Annotated in this window: 21 protein-coding genes; 10 read left to right on the top strand and 11 right to left on the bottom strand. The window is 71.0% G+C overall.

Translation table 11 applies throughout. From position 1 onward, the window contains the following. Window positions 1-97 precede the first annotated feature (97 nt). The 3 genes from lexA to L2K70_RS02200 all read left to right on the top strand — a co-directional run bounded on the left by lexA (window position 98) and on the right by L2K70_RS02200 (window position 2,979). Entirely contained in the window at window positions 98-820 is a 723-nt protein-coding gene (gene lexA, locus L2K70_RS02210) for a transcriptional repressor LexA (RefSeq protein ID WP_236398356.1), read from the top strand. 98 nt (window positions 821-918) lie between these two features. After that, window positions 919-2,136 (top strand): NAD(P)/FAD-dependent oxidoreductase, encoded by a 1,218-nt coding sequence (locus L2K70_RS02205; RefSeq protein WP_236398353.1) that lies wholly within the window; start codon window positions 919-921, stop codon window positions 2,134-2,136. 123 nt (window positions 2,137-2,259) lie between these two features. After that, window positions 2,260-2,979 (top strand): sulfotransferase family 2 domain-containing protein, encoded by a 720-nt coding sequence (locus L2K70_RS02200; RefSeq protein WP_236398350.1) that lies wholly within the window; start codon window positions 2,260-2,262, stop codon window positions 2,977-2,979. On the opposite strand, the gene L2K70_RS02195 is transcribed toward L2K70_RS02200, so the two are convergent. The 9 genes from L2K70_RS02195 to miaA form a co-directional block, all read right to left on the bottom strand. After that, window positions 2,967-4,970: an ATP-dependent DNA helicase gene (locus L2K70_RS02195; protein ID WP_372477469.1), complete on the bottom strand. Its 2,004-nt coding sequence runs from the start codon at window positions 4,968-4,970 to the stop codon at window positions 2,967-2,969. The two genes, L2K70_RS02200 and L2K70_RS02195, sit on opposite strands and share 13 nt — an antisense overlap. A 53-nt stretch (window positions 4,971-5,023) precedes the next feature. After that, window positions 5,024-5,155 carry a hypothetical protein gene (locus tag L2K70_RS20910; RefSeq protein WP_268930018.1) on the bottom strand — a complete coding sequence of 44 codons (132 nt, stop codon included), beginning with the start codon at window positions 5,153-5,155 and terminating at the stop codon, window positions 5,024-5,026. A 144-nt stretch (window positions 5,156-5,299) separates the two neighbouring features. Then, complete coding sequence (secD, locus tag L2K70_RS02190) at window positions 5,300-7,591, bottom strand: protein translocase subunit SecD (RefSeq protein ID WP_236398344.1); 2,292 nt, start codon at window positions 7,589-7,591, stop codon at window positions 5,300-5,302. Window positions 7,592-7,737: 146 nt separating this feature from the next. Continuing rightward, entirely contained in the window at window positions 7,738-9,285 is a 1,548-nt protein-coding gene (gene hflX / locus L2K70_RS02185; protein ID WP_236398342.1) for a GTPase HflX, read from the bottom strand. A 67-nt stretch (window positions 9,286-9,352) separates the two neighbouring features. Next, window positions 9,353-10,129, bottom strand: coding sequence for an SDR family oxidoreductase (locus L2K70_RS02180; RefSeq protein WP_236398339.1), 777 nt, complete (start codon window positions 10,127-10,129; stop codon window positions 9,353-9,355). 66 nt (window positions 10,130-10,195) lie between these two features. Beyond that, entirely contained in the window at window positions 10,196-10,981 is a 786-nt protein-coding gene (dapF, locus tag L2K70_RS02175; RefSeq protein WP_236398336.1) for a diaminopimelate epimerase, read from the bottom strand. 148 nt (window positions 10,982-11,129) lie between these two features. After that, window positions 11,130-12,971, bottom strand: coding sequence for a gamma-glutamyltransferase (ggt, locus tag L2K70_RS02170; protein ID WP_236398333.1), 1,842 nt, complete (start codon window positions 12,969-12,971; stop codon window positions 11,130-11,132). Between the two features lie 83 nt (window positions 12,972-13,054). Then, window positions 13,055-13,570: a dihydrofolate reductase family protein gene (locus tag L2K70_RS02165; RefSeq protein WP_236398331.1), complete on the bottom strand. Its 516-nt coding sequence runs from the start codon at window positions 13,568-13,570 to the stop codon at window positions 13,055-13,057. A 47-nt stretch (window positions 13,571-13,617) separates the two neighbouring features. Further along, window positions 13,618-14,526: a tRNA (adenosine(37)-N6)-dimethylallyltransferase MiaA gene (gene miaA / locus L2K70_RS02160; protein ID WP_236398328.1), complete on the bottom strand. Its 909-nt coding sequence runs from the start codon at window positions 14,524-14,526 to the stop codon at window positions 13,618-13,620. A gap of 86 nt (window positions 14,527-14,612) precedes the next feature. Between miaA and L2K70_RS02155 the strand changes: the two genes are divergently transcribed. From L2K70_RS02155 to L2K70_RS02145, 3 genes are all read left to right on the top strand, one after another. Beyond that, window positions 14,613-14,873, top strand: a complete 261-nt coding sequence (locus L2K70_RS02155) for an antitoxin (protein ID WP_236398325.1) — start codon at window positions 14,613-14,615, stop codon at window positions 14,871-14,873. A gap of 25 nt (window positions 14,874-14,898) precedes the next feature. Next, on the top strand, window positions 14,899-15,351 hold the full coding sequence (locus L2K70_RS02150) for an NUDIX domain-containing protein (RefSeq protein WP_236398323.1): 453 nt from the start codon (window positions 14,899-14,901) through the stop codon (window positions 15,349-15,351). Window positions 15,352-15,428: 77 nt separating this feature from the next. Beyond that, window positions 15,429-15,731: a hypothetical protein gene (locus L2K70_RS02145; protein ID WP_236398321.1), complete on the top strand. Its 303-nt coding sequence runs from the start codon at window positions 15,429-15,431 to the stop codon at window positions 15,729-15,731. A gap of 95 nt (window positions 15,732-15,826) precedes the next feature. On the opposite strand, the gene L2K70_RS02140 is transcribed toward L2K70_RS02145, so the two are convergent. Both L2K70_RS02140 and miaB read right to left on the bottom strand, forming a co-directional pair. Beyond that, a complete protein-coding gene (locus L2K70_RS02140; RefSeq protein ID WP_236398318.1) occupies window positions 15,827-16,804 on the bottom strand; it encodes a type IV toxin-antitoxin system AbiEi family antitoxin domain-containing protein in 978 nt (325 codons plus the stop codon). Between the two features lie 152 nt (window positions 16,805-16,956). Next, complete coding sequence (miaB, locus tag L2K70_RS02135) at window positions 16,957-18,450, bottom strand: tRNA (N6-isopentenyl adenosine(37)-C2)-methylthiotransferase MiaB (protein WP_236398315.1); 1,494 nt, start codon at window positions 18,448-18,450, stop codon at window positions 16,957-16,959. A gap of 223 nt (window positions 18,451-18,673) precedes the next feature. Between miaB and L2K70_RS02130 the strand changes: the two genes are divergently transcribed. The 4 genes from L2K70_RS02130 (at window position 18,674) to L2K70_RS02115 (ending at window position 22,140) form a co-directional block, all read left to right on the top strand. Beyond that, entirely contained in the window at window positions 18,674-20,026 is a 1,353-nt protein-coding gene (locus L2K70_RS02130; RefSeq protein ID WP_236398312.1) for a glycoside hydrolase family 16 protein, read from the top strand. 128 nt (window positions 20,027-20,154) lie between these two features. After that, entirely contained in the window at window positions 20,155-21,366 is a 1,212-nt protein-coding gene (locus L2K70_RS02125) for a glycoside hydrolase family 16 protein (protein ID WP_236398309.1), read from the top strand. After that, complete coding sequence (locus L2K70_RS02120) at window positions 21,366-21,632, top strand: hypothetical protein (RefSeq protein WP_236398306.1); 267 nt, start codon at window positions 21,366-21,368, stop codon at window positions 21,630-21,632. The genes L2K70_RS02125 and L2K70_RS02120 overlap by 1 nt, the downstream gene beginning before the upstream one ends. Window positions 21,633-21,642: 10 nt before the next feature. Then, window positions 21,643-22,140: a 2'-5' RNA ligase family protein gene (locus tag L2K70_RS02115; protein WP_236398303.1), complete on the top strand. Its 498-nt coding sequence runs from the start codon at window positions 21,643-21,645 to the stop codon at window positions 22,138-22,140. Window positions 22,141-22,194 lie beyond the last annotated feature (54 nt).

Genomic DNA, 22,194 nt, shown 5'->3' with positions numbered 1-22,194 from the left:
TGCAGGCGACACGCGGGTTCGAACAGGTGTTTGATCCCGGGCTGGCCCGAGGACTACGGTGAGCGGACTTGCTTCCCGCGTCGAGAGGTTCCCAGTCATGGCCAGGTCGGACGACAAGACAGTCATCGAGATGCCGGACGGTCCCCCGGACGCCACCGGGCTCACCCCGCGCCAGCAGCGCGTGCTCGCCACGATCAAGGACTCGATCGAGAGCAAGGGCTACCCGCCGTCGATGCGCGAGATTGGTCAGGCCGTCGGCCTGACGTCGTCCTCGAGCGTCGCCCACCAGCTCCGCGTCCTGGAGAGCAAGGGCTTCCTCAAGCGCGACCCCAACCGTCCACGCGCCCTCGAGGTGTTCCTCCCCGAGGTGATGGCAGCCCGCCGCTCGATCTCCAGCGGCGAGGAGTCGCTCGTCGACGAGACCGGCATCGGCGACGTCGCGCCCACCGCGATCAACATCCCCGTCGTCGGCCGCATCGCCGCTGGCGGCCCGATCCTCGCCGAGGAGCAGGTCACCGACGTCTTCCCGCTGCCCAAGCAGCTCGTCGGCGACGGCACGCTCTTCCTCCTCGAGGTCTCCGGTGACTCGATGGTCGACGCGGCGATCTGCAATGGCGACTACGTCGTCATCCGCCAGGAGCAGACCGCGACCAACGGCCAGATCGTCGCGGCCATGATCGACGGCGAAGCCACGGTCAAGACCTTCCAGCGCAAGGACGGCCACGTCTGGCTGCTGCCGCACAACGAGGCGTACGACCCGATCCCCGGCGACAACGCCACGATCCTCGGCGTCGTGACGGCGGTGCTGCGCAGCCTCTGACCGGTTCGTGGTTTCGAGGCTCGCTGCGCTCGCACCTCAACCACCGAGGGGGTGGAGAGGGTGTTGAAAGGTCAACCATCGCGGGACACGATGGCCGCATGAGCGATGCGGAGAAGACCTACGACTACGTCATCGTCGGAGCGGGAGTGGCCGCGGCAAGCGCCGTGAAGGGCATCCGGTCCGGCGACAGCAGCGGCACGATCGGGGTCTACGGCTCCGAACCGCACAAGCCGGTCTACCGGCCGGTGCTGTCCAAGGACCTCTGGCTCAAGGACGACGAGACCCTCGAGAGCAGCTCGCTCGCCGGCGACCTGGACGACGACGCCGACGTCGACCTCGTCACCGACACGACCGTGACCGAGATCGACCCGGACGCGCACGTCGTACGACTGGCTGACGGCAGCACCGTCGGCTACGGCAAGCTCCTGCTCGCCACCGGCGCCGAGCCGCGCACGCTCGCGGTCGACCCCGGCCCGCGCGTCGTCTACTACCGCACCGCCGCCGACTACGAGCGCCTCCGTGCGGTCGCCGAGAACGGCAGCCACGTGGTCGTCGTCGGTGGTGGCTACATCGGCGCGGAGCTCACGTCCGCGCTCGTGCAGAACGACGTCCAGGTGACACTCGTCCTCGACCTCGAGGACGTGCAGGAAACGATGTTCCCGCGTGCGCTGGCCGCAACGCTGACCAAGGCGTTCGCCGACCGCGGCGTGACCGTCGTGCACGGCTCGGTCGAGGGCGGCGAGGAGCAGGACGGCGGGGTCCGGATCCGGCTCGACGACGGCACCGACATCAACGCCGACGCGGCCGTCATCGGCGTCGGCGTCCTCCCCCGCACCGGGCTTGCCGAGGCCGCCGGGATCGACGTCGACAACGGCGTCGTCGTGGACGACCACCTGCGCACCAGCGCAGCGGACGTGTACGCCGCGGGCGACGTGGCGTCGTACCCCGACTCCCTCCTCGGGCGCCGACGCGTCGAGCACGTCGACCACGCCGAGAAGTCCGGCGAGCACGCCGGCAAGGTGATGGCCGGCGCCGACGAGGCCTACGACTACACGCCGTTCTTCTGGTCCGACATCCTCGACTACGGCTACGAGGCCGTCGGGGAGACCAGCAGCCAGCTCGACATGGTCGAGGACTGGAAGGATGGCCAGGTCGGGACGGGTGTCGTCTACTACCTGAAGTCCGGCTCGGTGCGCGGCGTGCTCCTCTGGAACGTCTGGGACAGCGTCGACAAGGCGCGCGAGGTCATCGCGGAGACCGCCAAGGAGCCGGTGTCGGACGTGGAGTCGCTGCGGGGGCGGATCGCGTTCGACTGACACGGGTCTCGTGACGGGACTCCGTCCCTCCTCGACCAGCGGTGGGTGGGTCTCGATACGCCTCGCTCGCTCCTCGCTCGGCTACTCGACCAGCGGATGTGCTGACGCGGTAGCCTCGCGGCGATGTCCGAGCCCGTCGTACCCGCGCCCGAGGTGTTCCGCACGCGCGAGGGGAACCGGCGGCGGCTGACGCCGGCCGGGCAGGCGGAGATCGAGCGGTTGACGGCCGCGGGTGAGGCGTCGGCGTGGCTCAGCCCGCTGGCGTACAACCTGACGATCAGCCACAGCCACCGGTTCGTCTGGTACCGCGTGGCGAAGGTCGCGACCCGCACGATCCGGCACCACTGCGAGACGCACGGTGTGCGCCTCGACGTCGACCACGCGATGCGGGTGCGCTACCCGCTGGCGACGTACGCCGACTACTTCACGTTCGCGTTCGTGCGCGACCCGCTCGACCGGTTCGTGTCGGCGTGGCACGACAAGGTCGTGGACCACAACTACTACGACTTCGACCCGGCGACGCACGAGCGGATGCAGGTGGTCGAGGAGTTCGCGCGGTGGACCGCGACGCACGACCTGTCGGCTGTGCCGGGGACCGACCAGCACCTCACGCTGCAGAGCCGGATGATCGACCTGAATCGCGTTGACTTCGTCGGGCGGCTCGAGACGTTCGACCGCGACTTCGCCGAGGTCTGCGAGCGGATCGGCGCGCCCGCCGTCCTGACCGCGCCGAAGAACCAGACCGCGCCGGGCGGTCGCGACCGACAGGTCTCGGACGAGCTCCGCGAGCTGGTCGCGCGGATGTACCGCCGCGACTACCAGCTCTTCGGCTACGAGGCCTGACCCAGCCGCTTGAGCGCCTGGCGCACGAGCGCGGGGTCGGTGGTCGACCACATCGGCGGCAGCGAGGCCTTGAGGAACCGTCCGTAGCGGGCGGTCTCGAGCCGCGGGTCCAGCACGGCGACGACGCCGCGGTCGGTCGTCGTACGGATCAGGCGGCCCGCACCCTGCGCCATCAGCAGCGCGGCGTGGGTCGCGGACACCTCCATGAACCCGTTGCCGCCGGCATTGTCCGCAGCCTTGGCGCGCGCCGACATCAGCGGGTCGTCGGGGCGCGGGAACGGGATCCGGTCGATGATCACGAGCTGGCAGGTGTCACCCGGGACGTCGAGCCCCTGCCAGAGGGAGAGCGTGCCGAAGAGGCAGGTGTGCGGGTCCTCGACGAACTGCTTGGCGAGCTCGGGCAGCTGCGCGTCGCCCTGCGCGAGCGTGGTGAGGTGCGGCAGCCTGGCACGGACGGCCTCGGCGGCGGTCTCGGCGGCGCGCCGGCTCGAGAAGAGGCCGAGCGTGCGCCCGTCGAGCTGGTCGACGAGGTCGCAGATCTCGTCGAGCTGCGCCTGGCCGAGGCCGTCGCGGCCGGGCTGGGGCAGGTGGCGAGCGACGTAGAGGATGGACTGCTGGCCGTAGTCGAACGGCGACCCGACGTCGAGGCCCTTCCACGGCAACGCGGTGTCGTCGTCGGCCGGCGCGACGAGCGAGCCCTCGCGCTCGGTGGGCTTCAGGCCGAGGGACGTGGCGACCGCGCTGAAGTCGCCACCGAGCATGAGCGTCGCGCTGGTGAAGATCACCGTCTTGTCGGTGAGCAGCTTGTCGCGCATGGGGCCCCACACCTGGAGCGGCGCGACGTGGAGCCGCGCCGGGAACCGGTCCCTGGCCTCCCCCAGCCACAGCACGTCACGATCGGAGCCGGCGGCCATCCGCTCGGCGTTGACGAAGACCTCCTGCACCATGCCCTTGGCCTGGGTACGGCCGGCGTCGCCCTCGCTATCACCACCGGGTGACTCGCGGGGGTACGCCGACAGGCAGGCGCGCGCGGCGTCGCGCACGAGGACCAGCGCGTCGGCCAGCTGCGTCGACACCTGGTCGATCCGCCCGGGCGGGGTCGCCTCGATCGCCTCGGCCAGGGCGGCGGCGGCGTCCTCGAGGTCACCGGCCGGGTCGCCGTCGGCGTCGGCCGTCCACCGGGACGAGCGACGGGCCGCCCGCTCGATGTCACCCGCGCCGAGCTCGTCGGTCGCCGCCTGGGTGACGCGGGCAACCAGCTCGTGCGCCTCGTCGATCACCACCGTGTCGTAGTCCGGGATCATCGGGACGTCCTCGATCGCGTCGATCGCGAGGAGGGAGTGGTTGGTGACGATCAGGTGGCTGCGCTGCGCCTTCTCGCGCGCGAGCTCGGCGAAGCACTCCGCGCCGAAGGGACACTTCGAGGCGCCGAGGCACTCGCGGTGGTTGACCGCGACCTGCCGCCACTCGCGGTCGGTGTGGCGCGGTGCGTTGTCGCGCTCGCCCGAGCCGCCCTGCTCGGACTCCTCCTCGGCCCACGCCCGCAGCTCGAGGACCTTCTCGGCCATCGACCCCGTCGGGACGTCGACGAGGGTGCCCTGGTCGTCGGGGACGCCGGCCCGGATGCGGTGCAGGCAGGCGTAGTTGGACCGCCCCTTCAGGACGGCGTACGACGTGTCGAGGCCGGGCACGCCCTTGACCGCCTCGACCAGCCGCGGGAGGTCGCGCTCGACGAGCTGGTGCTGGAGCGCGAGGGTCGCCGTGGCGACCACGACGCGCTTGTCGTGGAGCATCGCCGGGACCAGGTAGCCGAGCGACTTGCCGGTGCCGGTGCCGGCCTGGACGAGCAGGTGCCGGCCCTGCTCCATGGCGTCGGCGACCTCCTGGGCCATCTGCACCTGGCCGTCGCGCTGCTGCCCGCCGAGGCCGCTGACCGCCTGCGCGAGCACCTCGCTGACGGGCGCGGAGGTCGTGGCGGTCTCGGGCACCAGAGAACCCTACGGGGCGGCGCCGACACGACGTCGTACGCCATCCACAGAGGTGACTAGTAGTTCTTCTTGCGGCCGATCTGGCGCTCGATGCGGCGCTCGGGCTGGCCGAGGAGCTTCGCGAGGAGCTTGACCCGGTAGCGGTAGGCGACGACGCCGAGGACGACGATCAGCAGGAGCCACAACATGAGGTGAGCCTATTACCCGGCGGCAATCCGCCTACCGGACCGGGGCCGGGTGGGGGAACTCTTGCGCTGTTGGGGCGTTGCAACGGCCCAGACGCGTAGGAGTCACCGCCTCAGCGGTGACTCCTACACTGGGCAAGAGCCAGGTCAGACGACGGCGCCGGAGTCCTCGGGTGCGCGCTGGACCTTCTCCTTCTTGACCCGCGACATCGGGTACCTCGGCTGCAGGTAGGTGAGCAGCGGGGTCGCGACGAAGACGGAGGAGAAGGTTCCGACGACGAGGCCGACGAGCAGCGCGATGGCGAAGTCCTGGAGCGAGTCGCCACCGAGGACGGCGAGCGCGGCGAGGATGAACATCGCGCCGAGGCCGGTGTTGACCGTGCGCGGGATCGTCTCGACGGCCGCCTTGTTGGCTACCTCGTTGAAGTCGTCCTCCGGCTTCGAGGCCCACCAGCGCTCGCGGATGCGGTCGAAGACGACGACGGTGTCGTTGACGGAGAGACCGACGATGGTCATGGCCGCGGCGAGGAAGATCCCGTCGATCGGCTTGTGGAGCCACGCGAAGAGACCGACGACGAGCACCACGTCGTGCACCATCGCCAGCACCGACGCCACGCCGAAGGTCCACTTGAACCGGACCGCGAGGTAGAGCAGCTGGGCGAGGAACGCGACACCGAAGGCGATGAGCGCGTTGTTGCGCAGCTCCTTGCCGAGCGAGGAGCCGATCGTCTGGTCGTCGATCTTGGTGACGTCGCCGCCGACCTTGGCGAGCTCCGCCTCGATCTTCTGCTCCTCGTCGTTGGAGATCGTGCTCGTCCGGACGGTGAAGGCGGTGTCGCCCGTGTCGGCGGTCTGCACGACCGCCTCCGGGAAGCCGGCGGTTGCGACGGCCTCGCGGGCCTGGTCGACGGAGATCTTGTTGCTGACCGAGTAGTCGAGCTGGCGGCCACCGGTGAACTCGACACCGAGCTGCAGGCCCTGCGTCGCGATGCCGGTCACCGCGAGGACGAGCGCAGCGGCGGAGATGCTGAGCCACGTGTTGCGACGCTTGACCAGCTGCGGGTTCTTGCGGTCCAGCCAGGTGCGGACCCTGCCGAGGTGGCTCAGGCCGCTGACGGCCGGGTGGGTGGCGACCGGCTTGTTGGCGACGGCGAGGTCGCACAGCACGCGGGCGATGATCAGCGCGGACACCATCGAGGCGACGACACCGATGGTCAGCGTGACACCGAAGCCCTTGATCGGGCCCGAGCCGAGGAAGAACAGCAGTCCGGCGGCGAGGAGGGTGGTGACGTTGGAGTCGATGATCGCGCTCCACGCCTTGTTGAAGCCGACCGCCAGCGCCCGCCTGAGCCCGGCGGACGGGTAGGCGACGTACTCCTCCCTCGCTCTCTCGAAGACGAGGACGTTGGCGTCGATCGCCATGCCGATCGCCAGCACGAACCCGGCGAGGCCGGGCAGCGTCAGTGTCGAGCCGAGGCCGACGAGCATGGCGTAGGCCAGGAGCGCGTACGACGCCAGCGCGATGGTCGCGGCGAAGCCGACCAGGCGGTAGACGAAGATGATGAACAGGCCGGTCAGGACGATGCCGATGATGCCGGCCTCGATCGAGGCGTCGATCGCCGCGGCGCCGAGCGAGGGGCCGACGAGGCGGTCGGAGATGGCCTTGAGCTCGAGGGGCAGCGAGCCGCCCTCGATGAGCGCGGCGAGGTCCTTGGCGTCGGTCGGCGAGAAGTTGCCGGTGATGTCGGTGGAGCCGCCGCGGATGCCGACGTCGCAGCCGACGCTGGTGTTGACCTCGGGCGAGGAGATGACCTCGCCGTCGAGGACGATCGCGATGCGGCGCTTGGGGTCGCCCGACGGGTTGCAGGCGGCCTTGCCGGTGATGTCGGCCCAGGTGTCGCCACCCTTGCCGTTGAAGTCGATCGCCACGACCCACTCGACGCTCTGGTCGCGCTGGACCGCGCTGGCGCCGGTGATCTCGTCGCCCTGGATGACCGTCGGGCCGATCTCGAGCGAGTCGCCCTGGTCGGACGGCAGGATCTCGTTGCCCTTCTTGGTGGGCTTGGCGTCGGGCTGGGCGGTCGCGATGACCTCGTGGACCGTCAGCTTGGCGGTGGTGCCGATGCGCTCCTCGGCGTCCTGCGCCTGCTTGTCGCTCGTGACGCCCGGGAGCTCGACGAGGATCCGGTCCTGGCCCTGGCGCACGAGCGTGGACTCGGCGACACCGAGGGCGTCCACGCGGCCGCGCAGCACCTGCAGGGTCTTGTCGACGTTCTCGGCGTTGGCCGGCGTCTGGTCGGTGCCCTCCGCCTGGAAGACGAACTGCGCGCCACCCTTGAGGTCGAGACCGAGGTTGGGCTTGACGTTGATCGCCAGCGCCAGGCACCCGACCAAGAGGCCGAGCACGAGGAAGAAGCGGATCCAGACACCACGTGACATGCGCGAGTTACTTCCTTCATCGACAACGAACGCCCGAATCCTCCACCCGGACCCGTGCAACGCACGAATCCGACCGAGAGTTCCGATTCACCGAGACGCAAACCTCGGCGACTGTACGCCCCTCGCGCGCGCGACGCCCGGAAAGGTCAGCGGGCGTAGGCCGTCAGCTCGCTCGCGAGGTCGGCGTTGGCCCGCCCGACGACGAGCGTGCCGTCGCCGGTGTGCTCCAGCGAGCCGATCTCGGCCTCCTGGTGGATCCGGTTGACCAGGTCGCCGCGCTCGTAGGGCAGCAGCACGTCGAACTCGACCTGCGGGCGGGGCAGCTCGGACTCGATCGTCCGCAGCGCCTCCTCGATGCCGTCGCCTGTCTTCGCGCTCACGACGACGCTGTGCGGCTCGCGCGCCCGCAGCCGGCTGATCACCATCGGGTCGGCGGCGTCGGCCTTGTTGATCACGATGATCTCGGGGACCTTCGTCGCGTTGATCTCGGCGAGCACCTCGCGCACCGCGGCGATCTGGCCCTCGGGGTCGGGGTGCGAGCCGTCGACGACGTGGAGCAGCAGGTCGGAGTCGGCGACCTCCTCCAGCGTCGAGCGGAACGCCTCGACCAGGCCGTGCGGCAGGTGCCGGACGAACCCGACGGTGTCGGACATCGTGTAGATGCGCCCGTCAGCGGTCGTCGTACGCCGCGTGGTGGGGTCGAGGGTCGCGAAGAGCGCGTCCTCCACCAGCACCCCGGCGTCGGTCAGCCGGTTGAGGAGCGAGGACTTGCCGGCGTTGGTGTAGCCGGCGATCGCGACGCTGGGGATGTGGTTGCGGCGGCGCGACTGGCGCTTGACGTCGCGGGTGCCGCGCATCTCCTTGAGCTCGCGGCGGAGCTTGGCGATCTTGGTATTGATCCGGCGGCGGTCGGTCTCGATCTTGGTCTCACCCGGACCGCGGCCACCGATGCCGTCGCCGCCGGCGGCACGACCACCGGCCTGGCGCGAGAGGTTGCCGCCCCAGCCGCGGAGGCGCTGCTTCATGTACTGCAGCTGCGCCAGCTCGACCTGCGCCTGGCCCTCCTTGGACTTCGCGTGCTGGGCGAAGATGTCGAGGATCAGCGCGGTGCGGTCGACGACCTTGACCTTGATCCGGTCCTCGAGGTTGCGCAGCTGACTGGGCGCGAGCTCGCCGTCGCAGATCACGGTGTCGGCGCCGGTCGCCTGGACGATCTCGCGGATCGCCTCGACCTTGCCGCGGCCGATGAAGGTCGCCGGGTCGGGCGACTGGCGGCGCTGGAAGACGGCCTCGAGGACCTCGGAGCCGGCGGTCTCGGCGAGCGCGGCGAGCTCGGCCATCGAGTTCTCGGCGTCGGCGACGGACCCCTCGGTCCACACGCCGACAAGCACGACCTTCTCGAGGCGGAGCTGGCGGTACTCGACCTCGGTGATGTCCTCGAGCTCGGTGCGCAGCGCGGCGACCCGGCGCAGCGCGTGGCGCTCGGCGAGCTCCTGCGCGCCGACCGTCAGCTCCTCGGGGTCCGGCTCGTCGTCGTACGCCTCGTCGGCGTAGCCGGACTCGCTGCCCCACTCGGAGTCGGCGTCAGCGTCGTCGGTGTCGAGGAGGTCGTCGTCGAGCTCGATCGAGTCGTCGTCCCAGCCGCGGGTGGCGTCGAGGGCGTCCTTGAGGTTGAAGTCAGGTGCGTTCGTCATATGCCTTCAAGCGTAGGTCGGGGTGCCGCCGAGCGCGAACGCTTTCGCCACGGGCGTACGACCCCGGCTACTTCGGTGGCATCCGGATGCCGCCGTCGACGCGGATGGTCTCGCCGTTCATGTAGGAGTTCGTGAGGCACTCCACGACCATGCTGGCGAGCTCCTCGGCGCGGCCGAGGCGCTTGGGGAACAGCACGTTCTGGCCGAGGTTCGCCTTGAACTGCTCAGGGTCGGGGAACGCGTCGTAGATCGGGGTGTCGATCAGACCCGGCGCGACGGTGTTGAGCCGGATGCCGGCGGCCGACAGGTCGCGCGCGACCGGGAGGGTCATCCCGACGACGCCGCCCTTGGAGGCCGAGTAGGAGGCCTGGCCGATCTGGCCGTCGAAGGCGGCGACGGAGGCGAGGTTGACGATGGCCCCGCGCTGGCCGTCCTCGTCGGGCTCGTTGCGGCTCATCACGGTCGCGGCCTGGCGGGTCATGTCGAAGGTGCCGATGAGGTTGATCTCGACGACCTTGCGGAAGGCGTCGAGGTCGTGTGCCTGCTCGAGCAGCCCGTCGCGGCCGATCGTGCGCTGCGCCCAGCCGATGCCGGCTGAGTTGACGCACGCGCGCAGCGGCGCGATCTCGGCCGCCGCCTCGACGGCGGCGGCGACCTGCTCGGTCTTCGTGACGTCGACGGCCGCGAACACGCCGCCGATCTCGGAGGCCAGCGCCTCGCCCTTCTCGGCGTTGAGGTCGGCAACGACCACGACCGCTCCCTTGGCGGCGAGGGCGCGCGCGACGGCGGCGCCGATGCCGCTCGCGCCGCCGGTGACGATGGCGGTGGATCCGGTGATGTCCATGCCTCGGATCCTAGAGAGGTCGGGTGCGCGGCTCCGCAGCGGATGGTGCCGCGACGGCACTCGACCTCAGAGGTCGGTGAGACCCTCCGCGACGAGGACGGCGGGGCCGGTCAGCAGGACGCGGTCGTCCTCGGTCCAGGTGATGGTGAGGGTGCCGCCGGGCACGTCCACGCGGTACGGCGTCCCGCGGGGCGCGTCGTCGACCAGCGACGTTGCCACCGCGACCGCGCACGCGCCGGTGCCGCAGGACCGGGTCTCCCCCGAGCCGCGCTCGTGCACCCGCATCGCGACGTGGTGCTCGCCGCGACGGACGACGAACTCGACGTTGACGCCGTCGGGGTAGACCGCGTCGTCGTGCTCGGGCTCCTCGAGCAGCGGGCCGGCTTGGGCCAGGTTGTCGACGAAGGCGACCGCGTGCGGGTTGCCCATCGAGACGTGGCGGGCCGCGAACGTCGTACCCATGACCGTCACGTGGGTCTCGCCGAACACCTCGGGCGAGCCGAGGTCGGCGGTGTAGTCGTCGCCGGTGCGGTCGACGACCTTGATGCCGTCGCGGGTCTGGATCTTCATCGGGAACGGCTCGCCCTCGCGCTCGTGCAGGTAGCGCGCGAAGACGCGGATGCCGTTGCCGCACATCTCGCTGACCGAGCCGTCGGCGTTGCGGTAGTCCATGAACCAGTCACCGTCGCGGCGCACCGCCCGCAGCACCCCGTCGCCGCCGATGCCGGCACGCCGGTCGCAGAGCGCGCGCACCCGGTCCGCGGACAGGTCGCCGTGCACCGTGCCGTCGGCGTCGGGCAGCACCACGAAGTCGTTCTCCGTGCCGTGGCCCTTGAGGAAGGGGTAGCTCACCGCTCAATTGTGGCACCCGCAGCCCATCGCTGGTTGAGGTGCGAGGGCGCCCCGCGCCCGAGCCTCGAAACCTGCGTGGTTTCGAGGCTCGCTGCGCTCGCACCTCAACCAGCGAGAAAGGTCGGACCTCGACCAGCGAGGGTCGGGTCTACTGCGGGTCGACCACCTTCGCCGCCCCCTTGCCGCGCCGGCTGGGCTCGGCGACGGCGGTCAGCCGCTTGCCCGGGCCGAACTCGATCGCCGTCGCCGCCCCGATCTCGGCGGCGCTGGTGAAGGCGTCACCGGCCGGAGCGAGGGTGTGGCCCAGCGCGGTGAGCGCGGGGCCGTAGGCGTCGATGAAGGCGGGCTCGGCGGTGACGCTCGCGGTGTTGCGCTGGCTGGCGCGGGGCGCGGCGATGGCCTCCTCGATGGTCATGCCGAGGTCGATCCGGTTGACGAGCATCTGCAGGACGGTCGTGATGATCGTCGAGCCACCGGGCGAGCCCAGGGCCAGGAACGGCTTGCCGTCCTTCAGCACGATCGTCGGCGACATGGAGCTGCGCGGCCGCTTGCCCGGCTGGATCCGGTTGGGGTCCGCGGCGTCGTACACCGTCGAGAAGTCGGTCAGCTCGTTGTTGAGCAGGAAGCCGTGGCCGGGGACGGTGATCCCGGAGCCGCCGGTCTGCTCGATCGTGAGGGTGTACTCCACGACGTTGCCCCACTTGTCGGCCACCGTGAGGTTGGTGGTGGAGATGTTCTCGGTGTCGGTGTCGGTGGTGCCCTTCGCGCTCGCGGGACCGCACACGCCGTCGTACGACGTCACGTCACCGGCGGCGACCGGCTTCTTCGCGGCCCTGGCGGGGTCGAGCGAGCAGGCACGCTCGGCGGCGAACTTGTCGTCGAGCAGCCGCTTGACCGGCACGTCGACGAAGGCCGGGTCGCCGACGTACTTGCCGCGGTCGGCGAAGGCCAGCGCGCTCGCCTCGAGGTAGTGGTGGAGGGCCTGCTCGGTGGTCATCTTCGACAGGTCGTAGCGCTCGAGGATGTTGAGCGCCTCGCCGACGGTGGTGCCGCCCGACGAGGAGGGCGCCATGCCGTAGACGTCGTGGCCGCGGTAGCTGATCTTCGTCGCGCGCTGCGAGCGGACCTTGTAGTCGCGCAGGTCACGCGGCGTGAGGTAGCCCTTGGGCGTCGGGAGCTTGGTGTTCTTGGTGGTGCGCGGCTTGCGGACGACGTCGGACATCAGCCGCGCGAGCGGGCCGCGGTAGAAAGCGGACGTGCCCTTCTCGGCGATCGTCCGGTAGGTCGCGGCGAGGTCCGGGTTGCGGAAGATCGAGCCGACGGCAGGCGCGTCACCGCCGCGCAGGAACAGCTTCTTCGTGTCCTTGAAGGCGCGGAAGCGCTCCTCGTTGTCGAGGGTCTGCTGGCGGAAGGTCTCGTCGACCTTGAAGCCGCGCGTGGCGACCTTGGTGGCCGGGGCGAGGGCCTCACCGAGCGACCAGGTGCCCCAGTTGGCCAGTGCCTTGTCCCAGGTCGCGAGGGTGCCGGGGGTGCCGACGCTGACGCCGCTGGTGACCAGCTCGGGCGTGAAGTTGTAGGGCTTGCCGGTCGCCGGGTCGATGAAGGCGTCCTGCGGCATCTTGCTGGGAGCGGTCTCGCGGCCGTCGATCGTGCGGACCTTGCCGGTCTTGGCGTTGTAGTAGACGAAGTAGCCACCGCCGCCGATGCCGGCGCTGTAGGGCTCGGTCACCCCCAGGGTGGCGGCCGCGGCGACCGCGGCGTCGACCGCGTTGCCGCCGGCCTTCAGGACCTTGAGGCCAGCCGCACTGGCCTCCGGGTCGACGGTCGTGACCGCCCCGCCCTTGCCGATGGCCGTGGGCGCCTTGGTCGTGGGGCGGGGGTCGGCGCCGCCGGGCGGCTGGGCCGCGGTCGCGCCGAGCGGGGTCGCGAGCACGAGCCCGGAGATGAGGCCGGTCGCGGTGACGGCGGCGAGGGACGTACGCAGGTGCATGGGGAGTCCTCCCGAGACGAGATCGTCCGTCCACCCTGCCCCGAGGCGGCAGGTCGTGTCCACGTCCTCGCGAGGGTGTCGGCTCAGCGGACGACGGAGTAGCGCCCGCACATGAAGTCGCGGTTGCGCGCGACCTCCTCCAGCCGCAGCTCGACGTGGCGCGGCAGCACGGGCGCTCCGCTGCCGACAGTCACGGGGGCGTACTGGACCCAGACCTCGTCCAGCAGCCCTGCGTCGTGGAACTGCCCGACCAGCTCGCCACCGCCGACCACCCAGAGGTCCTTCCCGTCGGCCACCTCCGTCATCTCGGCGTGGACGGCGGCGACCTCGGCGTCGGTGAACCGCACCTGCTGGAACGGTGCGAACTCCCGGTGGGTGACCACCCACGTCGGCTTCGGGCCCCACGGGTCCTCGTCGTGGTCGAGGATCCACTGCCACGTGTTGGCGCCCATCGCGCACGCGCCGATCCGCTCGCTGAAGGCCGGGTAGGCCATCGGCCCGTCCTGGTCGATGTCGCGCGAGGTCAGCCAGTCGAGCGAGTGGTCGTCGGTCGCGATGAAGCCGTCGAGGGTGCAGCCGGTGTAGTAGATCGTCGCCATCGATCCACCATGGCACCGGCCACCGACACCGGGCTTGATCCTCGTCGTCAGGTCTCCGGCAGGGCCCGGACCGCCTTCTCGACCCGGTCCGGGTCGTCGTGGGCGACCCAGACGATGCGCGGGTCCTTGCGGAACCACGCGTCCTGGCGGCGCGCGAAGCGACGCGTGGCGGTCTTGGTCTGCTCGACCGCCTCGGCGAGCGTCCGGTCGCCGGCGAGGAAGCCGACCACCTCGCGGTAGCCGATGGCGCGGTTGGCGGTACGAACCTCGGCGAGGCCCTGGGCCAGGAGCGCCTCGACCTCCTCGACGAGCCCCGTCGCGAACATCTCGTCCACCCGCCGGGCGATCCGCTCGTCGAGCGTCGGCCGGTCGATGTCGACACCGATCTGCACGGTCAGCGGGTCGACGTACTCCAGGCGCGGGAGGCTGGCGCTGAACGGCCGGCCGGTGAGCGCGACGACCTCGAGCGCCCGGACGACGCGACGCCCGTTGTCGGGCTGGATCTGCGCCGCGGCCTCGGGATCCACGCCGGCGAGCCGGTCGTGGAGGGCGTGGCTGCCGATGCGCGTGAGCTCGGCCTCGAGCTCACGCCGCAGGGAGTCGTCGGTACCGGGGAACTCGAACCGGTCGACGATCGCGCGGGTGTAGAGCGCGGAGCCGCCGACGAGGACCGGCGTAGCGTCCCGGCGCCGGATGTCGGCGATCGCGTCGCGTGCCCAGCCCTGGAACAGCGCGACCGTGGCCGGCTCGGTGACGTCGAGGAGGTCGAGCAGGTGGTGCGGGATGCCGCGGCGCTCGGCGGGCGGCAGCTTCGCCGTACCGACGTCCATGCCGCGGTAGACCTGCATCGCGTCGGTGTTGACCACCTCCCCGCCCAACCGCTCGGCGAGGTCGAGGCTCAGCCCGGTCTTGCCGGATGCGGTCGCGCCGACGAGGGCGACGATCGGCTGGGGCATGGGCTCATTGTCCCTGCCTCGCTAGGCTCGGGATCGCCGGAGTCCTCACCTGTCCGGGTGGGCCGGCGCTCCTCGAGGAGGACCTGATGAGTTTCCTGGACAAGGCCAAGGCCAAGCTCACCGAGGCGGTCGACCAGCACGGCGACAAGATCGCCCAGGGGATCGACAAGGCCGGCGCGTTCGCCAACGAGAAGACCGGCGGCAAGCACGCCGACAAGATCGGTCAGGCGACGAGCAAGGCGCGCGACGCCCTCGACAACCTCGACGGCAAGAACGACGACATCGGCCCCGGGCCCGCCAAGAACCACGGCGACCCGCTGCGCGACGAGGGCACCGACCGCCCCTGACGCCGGTCGTCCTAGGGTCGGCCGCGTGACCGACCGCTTCGTCCTCGTCCCCGCGTCCTACGTCTACCTCCTCCGCGAGGGAGACGCCGGGACCGAGGTGCTGCTCCAGCTGCGCCAGGGCACGCCCTACATGGACGGCCACTGGGCAGCCGCCGCGGCCGGGCACATCGAGCGGGGCGAGACGGCGTACGACGCCGCGCGCCGCGAGGCGCTCGAGGAGCTCGGCATCACCGACGTCGACCTGTCGCTCCAGTTCACCATGCAGCGCACGCAGCACGCCGACGCCATCGACGAGCGTGTGGACTGGATGTTCACAGCCCGGTCGTGGACCGGGACGCCGCGCGTCGTCGAGGCGCACAAGGCGGCGCGGATCGACTGGTTCCCGATCTCCGCGCTGCCCGAGCCGATGGTGCCGCACGAGGCGTACGCCCTCTCGCAGCTGGGTACGGGTGAGGTCTACCTGACCTTCGGTTTCTGACCCCTCTCACCCCTCGGGGGTGGTCGAGCAGGCAGCGCCGCGGCACGATCGAAGGAGATCACCCATGGAGGGAACCGATGAGCAACGACGACCTGAGCCCGATGCCGACGCCCGTCACCGAGGAGCCGGAGCTGGTGCCCGGCGGTGTCGACGCGATCGAGGAGGACCCGGCCGACAACGGCCTGGGCCGCGACCTGAACCCCGACGACAACCCCGCCGTCGACGACGCGATGCCCGACGAGATCTCCCAGCCCGACGACAAGCCGCAGGCCCCCGAGGGCGAGGCCGACGACCACGAGGCGGGCACGCCCGCCTCCGGCGACGACGCTCCCGAGGCCGGCCAGGAGGCCGAGGACGGCTCTCCCGAGCCTCCCGCCTGACCTTTCTGTCGTCGGAGTCACCGGCTATCGGGTGACTCGGCGGAGACAGTGGAAGATCTGAGCCACCTAGCGGCTCGGGTCTTCCACGATCTGGCTCAGGCGGCGTCGGCCACTGCGCAGCCAGATGCACAGGGGCGGGCCGGCGGCCAACCGTCCAGCACCAGCAGGCGTGAGAGCTTCGCCGCCGTCGAGCAAGGACGGTCGAAGACCTGGCCCCACGTCAGTCGCACGGTTCCCATCCCGGCGACAGCGGCATCGAGATCACGCTCGAAGTCCTTGTCCCGCTGCAGGGCGGTGTCGTGCCACAGCCGGCCGTCCAGCTCGACGAGCCGTTCGCCGTACGACGCGTCGCGGTAGACAATTCCGCTGGCCGTCCCCACCCGTAGCTGTCGCTCGGCGGCGGGCAGACCGTGTGGGCGCTCGACCAACGTCAGGAAGCCGTGCTCGAGGACCGAGCAGGTGCCGGTCGCCACGTCCCTGAGGACATCCTCCAAGAACTCGCGCCGTCGAGCGCGCTTCCTCTCCGCGAGGGTCGCCATCATCCGCAGCGCCGTGGTGTGTCGGCTCTGCACGGCACGTGACACCGCACCGATGGCGTCGAAGTCGCTCCGCGCCTCCATCGCGACGTCGAGGGCTGCGTGGTCGTACGCCATGCGGGGCGGACCGAGGTTCCATCGCACGCGCTCGTCGAGTCCGTACGTCCGGACGACCCTCACGCCTGTTGGCGCCACGACCCGGCGCTCACGAGGGATGGCGACCACGATCGGTGCCGCGTTCGCTTCCGCCCTGCCCGGGCCGTCAGCCGCTCGCATCGCGGAGGCGCCTGCCAACGCGGCGGCCAGATCGCTGCCCGAGATCGCTCCGGGCGTCGCGCAGGCGAGGACCGCACCCCATGCCCGTTGCACCCATGTCGGGTCACCGGTGTGGTCGACGAGGACGCCCGGGTGCATCGGGGTCAAGTCGCGGCGGCGAACGAGTCGACGTACGTCGTGCGGCTCGAGGCCGGCGCGCAGCGCCTGGGCGCGCGAGACGACGCCGTCTTGGGCGGCGAGCAGCTCGGCAAGGAGATCCATCCCTCGACGATCGACGGCGGACACGCCGTCGCGCGACCCTCGCGGGGCGCCCTGTGGACAACCGGAGCGTGGAAGATCCGAGTCACCTGGTGGCTCGGAAGCTCCACGATCAGGATGGAGTCACCGGGTACCCGGTGACTCCATCCGAGCGGTCAGCCGCAGGCGGGGGCGCCCGGGAGGGGCGCCGGGACGCCGATCGTGGGCATGCCGAGCCCGACGGAGGGGGTGGCGGGCGGGGCGGCCGTTCGGCGCTCCCACGCGTCGCCGGCGCGCGTACGCCGGACCGCGAGGACCGGGCCGTCGGCCACGAGGTGGTGCGGGGCGGCGTACGTCACCTCGACGGTGACCATGTCGCCGGGGCGCGGGAGGTCGGTGGGCGCGTGGCCCGAGACGGAGAAGTGCACCAGCCGGTTGTCGGGCGCGCGGCCGGAGAGGCGGGCGGTCGCGGCGTCCTTGCGGCCCTCGCCCTCGGAGACCATCAGCTCGAGCGTGCGGCCGACGAGCGCCTTGTTCTCCTCCCACGCGATCTCGTCGACGACGGCGGCGAGGCGCAGGTAGCGGTCCTTGACCACGTCGGCGGGCACCTGGTCCTCGAGGACGGCGGCAGGGGTGCCGGGGCGCTTGGAGTACTGGAAGGTGAAGGCCGACGAGAAGCGCGCCGCCCGCACGACGTCCAGCGTGGCCTGGAAGTCCTCCTCGGTCTCGCCGGGGAAACCGACGATGATGTCGGTCGTGATCGCCGCGTCCGGGATCGCGGCCCGCACGCGCTCGATGATCCCGAGGTAGCGGGACTGCCGGTAGGACCGGCGCATGTCGCGCAGCACCTTGTCCGAGCCGGACTGCAGGGGCATGTGCAGGGACGGCATCACGTTGGGGGTGGACGCCATCGCCTCGATCACGTCGTCGGTGAACTCCGCCGGGTGCGGCGAGGTGAAGCGCACCCGCTCGAGGCCCTCGATGTCCCCGCAGGCGCGCAGCAGCTTGGAGAACGCCTGCCGGTCGCCGAACTCGACGCCGTAGGCGTTGACGTTCTGGCCCAGGAGCGTGACCTCGGTGACGCCCTCGGCGACCAGCGCCTCGACCTCGGCCAGGATCTCGCCGGGGCGGCGGTCCTTCTCCTTGCCTCGCAGCGCCGGGACGATGCAGAAGGTGCAGGTGTTGTTGCACCCGACCGACACCGACACCCAGGCGGCGTACGCCGACTCGCGCCGCGTCGGCAGCGTCGAGGGGAAGACGGACAGCGACTCGAGGATCTCGACCTGCGCCTCCTCGGCGATGCGCGCCCGCTCGAGGAGCACCGGCAGGGACCCGATGTTGTGGGTGCCGAAGACGACGTCGACCCACGGGGCACGCGTCGTGATCGACTCGCGGTCCTTCTGCGCCAGGCAGCCGCCGACGGCGATCTGCATGCCGGGCGTCGCGGCCTTGACCGAGGCGAGCTGGCCGAGGTTGCCGTAGAGCTTGTTGTCCGCGTTCTCCCGTACGGCGCACGTGTTGAGGACGACGACGTCGGCCTGCCCGGCCGTCGCGCGGACATACCCGGCGTCCTCCAGCAGCCCCGCGAGGCGCTCGGAGTCGTGGACGTTCATCTGGCACCCGTGGGTCTTGACCTCGTAGGTGCGGGCGGAGGGAACTGCGGCGCTCATGACCGCACCAGCGTACGGGCGAGCCCTCCCACGGCGGCAATCACGACGCTCGCATGGCCCGTTGTGACTACTCCGAGTGATTCTTAGGGACCGAAAACCCCATTTCTCCCATATTTCCTTCGCAGAAACCCTCAGATTCTCCCTCAGAGGAACAATGCGGTAACACGAGATCCACACGGACGTGGGCCCACAGCGTGTTGCCGTCGACGCTGGGAGTGCACGGATGCAATCACACGGAGTTTTCGCCCTTCCCGCCCGGGCTGCGCGGGTCGTCGCCCTGGCGTCGATCGTCCTGGCCATCAGCATGGTCGCCTCGCTGGCCCCGTCTCCGGCGCAGGCCGCGCACGGCAGCGAGACGACAGCCGGCGACCACCGTGCGAACCACAGCAGCAAGCACGGGAAGACGCACGGGAGCAAGCACGGCACCCAGCGTGGGGGCAAGCACGCCGACAAGCACCCGAGCAGGCCGGCGCGCAAGAAGGCCGTGCGCGGCACCCTCGCCGCCCTCCCGCCGATCGCGCAGCCCGGCACGTCCCCGGCCGCTCCGGAGCGCAACGGCAGCCTGGTCGCCACGTTCTCCCCCGCCGACCCCGGCCGGAAGGTCGTCCTCGAGCGCCAGACCCGCGCCGGCTGGAAGGCGGTCGCCTCGGGCCCGGAGGACGCCAGCGGCACGGTCGCCTTCTCCCCCGCTCCCGGCACCTACCGCGCACGCACGACCACCACCGACCGCTACTGGGTGACCGGGACGGTGACCACCACCGCCTGGCAGCCGACCTTCGAGGACACCTTCTCCGGCAGCACGCTGGACCCCACGAAGTGGAACGACCAGCGCCGCGAGCACGAGAGCGTCTACGCCCCGCGCACCTGCGCCCGCACCGATCCCTGGGCCCGTCGCGTCGAGGGAGGGGTGCTCCAGCTCGGTGTCGCCCTCGACCCCGAGCGCGTGGGGATGTCGTGCTCCTACACCACCAAGCGCGGCCCGGGCACCAGCCCGTACATGGTCAACTCGCAGGTCGCGACCGAGCTCACCCGCTCGTTCCGCCACGGCATCTTCGCCGCGCGCATCAAGCCGCAGCGCGCCAAGGGCATGCACTCGGCCTTCTGGCTGCTGCCCGAAGGCACGACGTACGTCGACGGCGACCCGTCCGGCGGCACCGAGATCGACGTGATGGAGTTCTTCGGCGAGGCCGGCCGCGGCAAGGACGCGATCGGCTCCCACATCCACTACTACGAGCCGGGCTGGAGCAAGGTCAGCCTCGGCGACGTCTTCCCGGAGACGCGCGAGGTGCTGGGCAAGGGCCGCAGCTGGTGGGACGAGTTCCACGTGTTCTCGGTCGAGTGGACGCCGACGGAGTACGTCTTCCGCGTCGACGGCCGCGAGTACTACCGCGAGCAGACCGCGGTCTCCCAGGCCCAGCAGTACCTCGTGCTGTCGAACCTGACCTCCGACTACGAGCTCGCCGAGCTCACGCCCAACGAGATGAGCGACACCGCGCAGGTCGACTGGGTGCGCGTGTTCGACGCCGGGTCGACCACGTCGACGCGCACCACGAGCGGACGCCGTACGACGAGGTGACCCGGCCCTCCGGACGAGGCAAGCGGCGACCGCCGGGGAAGGTATGGCGAAGCCTGGCCGTAACTCCTACTGATTCTTAACGTTTTCTCCACAGAACGGTAACAACACGACCGTTGTCCGGGGGAACCATGACGTCACCACTTCACGGCTCCAGCTCCGTCTCCGCACTCCTCGCACTCGTCCTGCTCGCAGCACCGTCTCCGGCCCACGCCGGGGAGGGACGGGCGGCCCCGCCGAAGCAGGTCCGCGGCACGCTCACTGCGTTGCCGGCGATCGTGCAGCCGGGCACCAGGCCCGCGGATCCGTCCGACGCGGGCAGCGTCGTCGCCCGCTTCACGCCTGCCTCACCGGGGCGGGTGGTCACGCTCGAGCGGCGCACCCGCGGCGAGTGGAGGCGCGTCGGTCGCGCGGTCGAGGACGCGTGGGGATCCGCGGCCTTCGCGCCGCGCCCCGGGACGTACCGCGCCCGCACGACGGGCCGGGGCCGCACCTGGCTCAGCGGCACCGTCCGCCTGAAGCGGTGGCGCACCGAGTTCGCCGACGACTTCGACGGCACCGCGCTCGACACCTCCGTGTGGAACGACCAGCAGCGCGAGCACGAGTCGGTCTACGCGCCGCGGACCTGCGCACGCGTCGACGGCTCCGTGCGCCACGTCGCGGACGGCCTCCTGCACCTCGGGATCGGCGTCGACCCCGATCGCCTCGGCACCTCGTGCTCCTACACGTGGGGCGGCGCTCCGGGCACCAGCCCCTACCTGCTCAACTCCCAGGTCTCGACCGAGTTCACCCGGTCGTTCCGGCACGGGATCGTGGCGGCCCGGATGAGGTTCCAGCAGGCGAAGGGCCTGCACGCCGGCTTCTGGATGCTGCCGGTCGGCACGACGTACGCCGACGGCGATCCTGCCGCCGGTGCCGAGATCGACGTCGTGGAGTTCTTCGGCGAGAACGGCCGCGGGAGCGAGACGATCGCCTCCGGCGTGCACCACTACGAGGCCGGGTGGGACAAGGTGAGCCGGGGCGGGTTGTTCCCCGAGGCACGCAAGGCGCTCGACGGTGACCGCTCGTGGTGGGACGAGTTCCACGTGTTCTCCGTCGAGTGGACCGCGAAGGAGTACGTCTTCCGGGTCGACGGACGCGAGTACTACCGGGAGCGGCGCGACGTGTCGCAGGCCCAGCAGTGGGTCCTCTCGGCGCTGACCTCCGACTACGAGCTCGCCGAGCTCACGCCGGACGAGCTCGACGACACCGCCCAGGTCGACTGGGTCCGGGTCTTCGACGCCACGTCGCGGGTGTCCACGCGCACGACGGTCGGACGACGCGTCGCGGCTGGCGGTGCGTGATGGGTGCCGGGTCGCACGTCTACTCGTGCGAGTGGACGGCGTGGGAGCGCGTCTACTGCGTGGACGGCCAGGAGCGCCACCGTGAGCAGCGCGGGGTGTCGTTGCCGCGCACCGAGGTGGTGCGCTCGCCGGCCACGTCGGACTACGCGCTCCTCGCGGTGGTCGAGCACGTGGTGCTCGTCCCACGCCCGCGCGGCGCGTCCGAGGCCGAGCTCGTCTCGACGCACACCACGGACCTGGACGGCTCATCGGGGACCGCCACCTAGTCTCGGACGCATGCCCCGGATGCACGCGATCGAGCTGCTGCCGGACGCTGACGGGTGCGAGGCCGTACGCCGCGACTGGCAGGCGTTGCACGACGCCGGGCTGCCGTCCCAGCTCGACCACCGCGGCACCACCAACAGCCCGCACGTCACAGTGGTCGCGGCACCGGCGCTGGCTGCTGCTGACGAGCAGCGGGCCCGCGAGCTCGTCGCCTCGCTCCTCCCCGTCCAGGTGCGGGCCGGTGCGATCGGGCTGCTGGGTGGGGCGAAGGTGTCGCTGGTCCGGCTCCTCGACGTGCCCGACGGCCTGGTTCGCGCCGTGCTCGACCTGCGGTCCGAGGTGGCCGACGTGCAGCACGACGGCTGGCTGCCGCACGTCACGCTGGCGCGGCGGATGCGCCGGGACGACGTACCTGCCGCGCTCGAGGTGGTCGGCCACGACGACGTCGTGATGACCGTCACCGAGCTGCGCCGGTGGGACCCCGAGGCAGGAATCGTCACCACTCTGTGATGGCCCGTTCGGGCCATGCCCGATGGCCCGGAAGGACCACCTGCCGATAGGTTG

This window comes from Nocardioides potassii (genome assembly GCF_021648885.1).
Lineage (GTDB): Bacteria > Actinomycetota > Actinomycetes > Propionibacteriales > Nocardioidaceae > Nocardioides > Nocardioides potassii.
The sequence above is the reverse complement of the archived record's forward strand: the minus strand, read 5'-3'. Positions and strand labels throughout refer to the sequence as shown.

What these genes read in the sequence shown, in the direction of transcription:
- hflX (WP_236398342.1), bottom strand. Translation starts at nt 9,285, where the DNA reads ATGACGAACGCACCTGACTTCAACCTCAAGGACGCCCTCGACGCCACC.
- L2K70_RS02120 (WP_236398306.1), top strand. Translation starts at nt 21,366, where the DNA reads ATGGGTGCCGGGTCGCACGTCTACTCGTGCGAGTGGACGGCGTGGGAG.
- secD (WP_236398344.1), bottom strand. Translation starts at nt 7,591, where the DNA reads ATGTCACGTGGTGTCTGGATCCGCTTCTTCCTCGTGCTCGGCCTCTTG.
- miaA (WP_236398328.1), bottom strand. Translation starts at nt 14,526, where the DNA reads ATGCCCCAGCCGATCGTCGCCCTCGTCGGCGCGACCGCATCCGGCAAG.
- L2K70_RS02155 (WP_236398325.1), top strand. Translation starts at nt 14,613, where the DNA reads ATGAGTTTCCTGGACAAGGCCAAGGCCAAGCTCACCGAGGCGGTCGAC.
- L2K70_RS02125 (WP_236398309.1), top strand. Translation starts at nt 20,155, where the DNA reads ATGACGTCACCACTTCACGGCTCCAGCTCCGTCTCCGCACTCCTCGCA.
- miaB (WP_236398315.1), bottom strand. Translation starts at nt 18,450, where the DNA reads ATGAGCGCCGCAGTTCCCTCCGCCCGCACCTACGAGGTCAAGACCCAC.
- L2K70_RS02205 (WP_236398353.1), top strand. Translation starts at nt 919, where the DNA reads ATGAGCGATGCGGAGAAGACCTACGACTACGTCATCGTCGGAGCGGGA.
- ggt (WP_236398333.1), bottom strand. Translation starts at nt 12,971, where the DNA reads ATGCACCTGCGTACGTCCCTCGCCGCCGTCACCGCGACCGGCCTCATC.
- L2K70_RS02130 (WP_236398312.1), top strand. Translation starts at nt 18,674, where the DNA reads ATGCAATCACACGGAGTTTTCGCCCTTCCCGCCCGGGCTGCGCGGGTC.
- L2K70_RS02165 (WP_236398331.1), bottom strand. Translation starts at nt 13,570, where the DNA reads ATGGCGACGATCTACTACACCGGCTGCACCCTCGACGGCTTCATCGCG.
- lexA (WP_236398356.1), top strand. Translation starts at nt 98, where the DNA reads ATGGCCAGGTCGGACGACAAGACAGTCATCGAGATGCCGGACGGTCCC.
- L2K70_RS02140 (WP_236398318.1), bottom strand. Translation starts at nt 16,804, where the DNA reads ATGGATCTCCTTGCCGAGCTGCTCGCCGCCCAAGACGGCGTCGTCTCG.
- L2K70_RS02115 (WP_236398303.1), top strand. Translation starts at nt 21,643, where the DNA reads ATGCCCCGGATGCACGCGATCGAGCTGCTGCCGGACGCTGACGGGTGC.
- L2K70_RS20910 (WP_268930018.1), bottom strand. Translation starts at nt 5,155, where the DNA reads ATGTTGTGGCTCCTGCTGATCGTCGTCCTCGGCGTCGTCGCCTACCGC.
- L2K70_RS02180 (WP_236398339.1), bottom strand. Translation starts at nt 10,129, where the DNA reads ATGGACATCACCGGATCCACCGCCATCGTCACCGGCGGCGCGAGCGGC.
- L2K70_RS02200 (WP_236398350.1), top strand. Translation starts at nt 2,260, where the DNA reads ATGTCCGAGCCCGTCGTACCCGCGCCCGAGGTGTTCCGCACGCGCGAG.
- L2K70_RS02145 (WP_236398321.1), top strand. Translation starts at nt 15,429, where the DNA reads ATGAGCAACGACGACCTGAGCCCGATGCCGACGCCCGTCACCGAGGAG.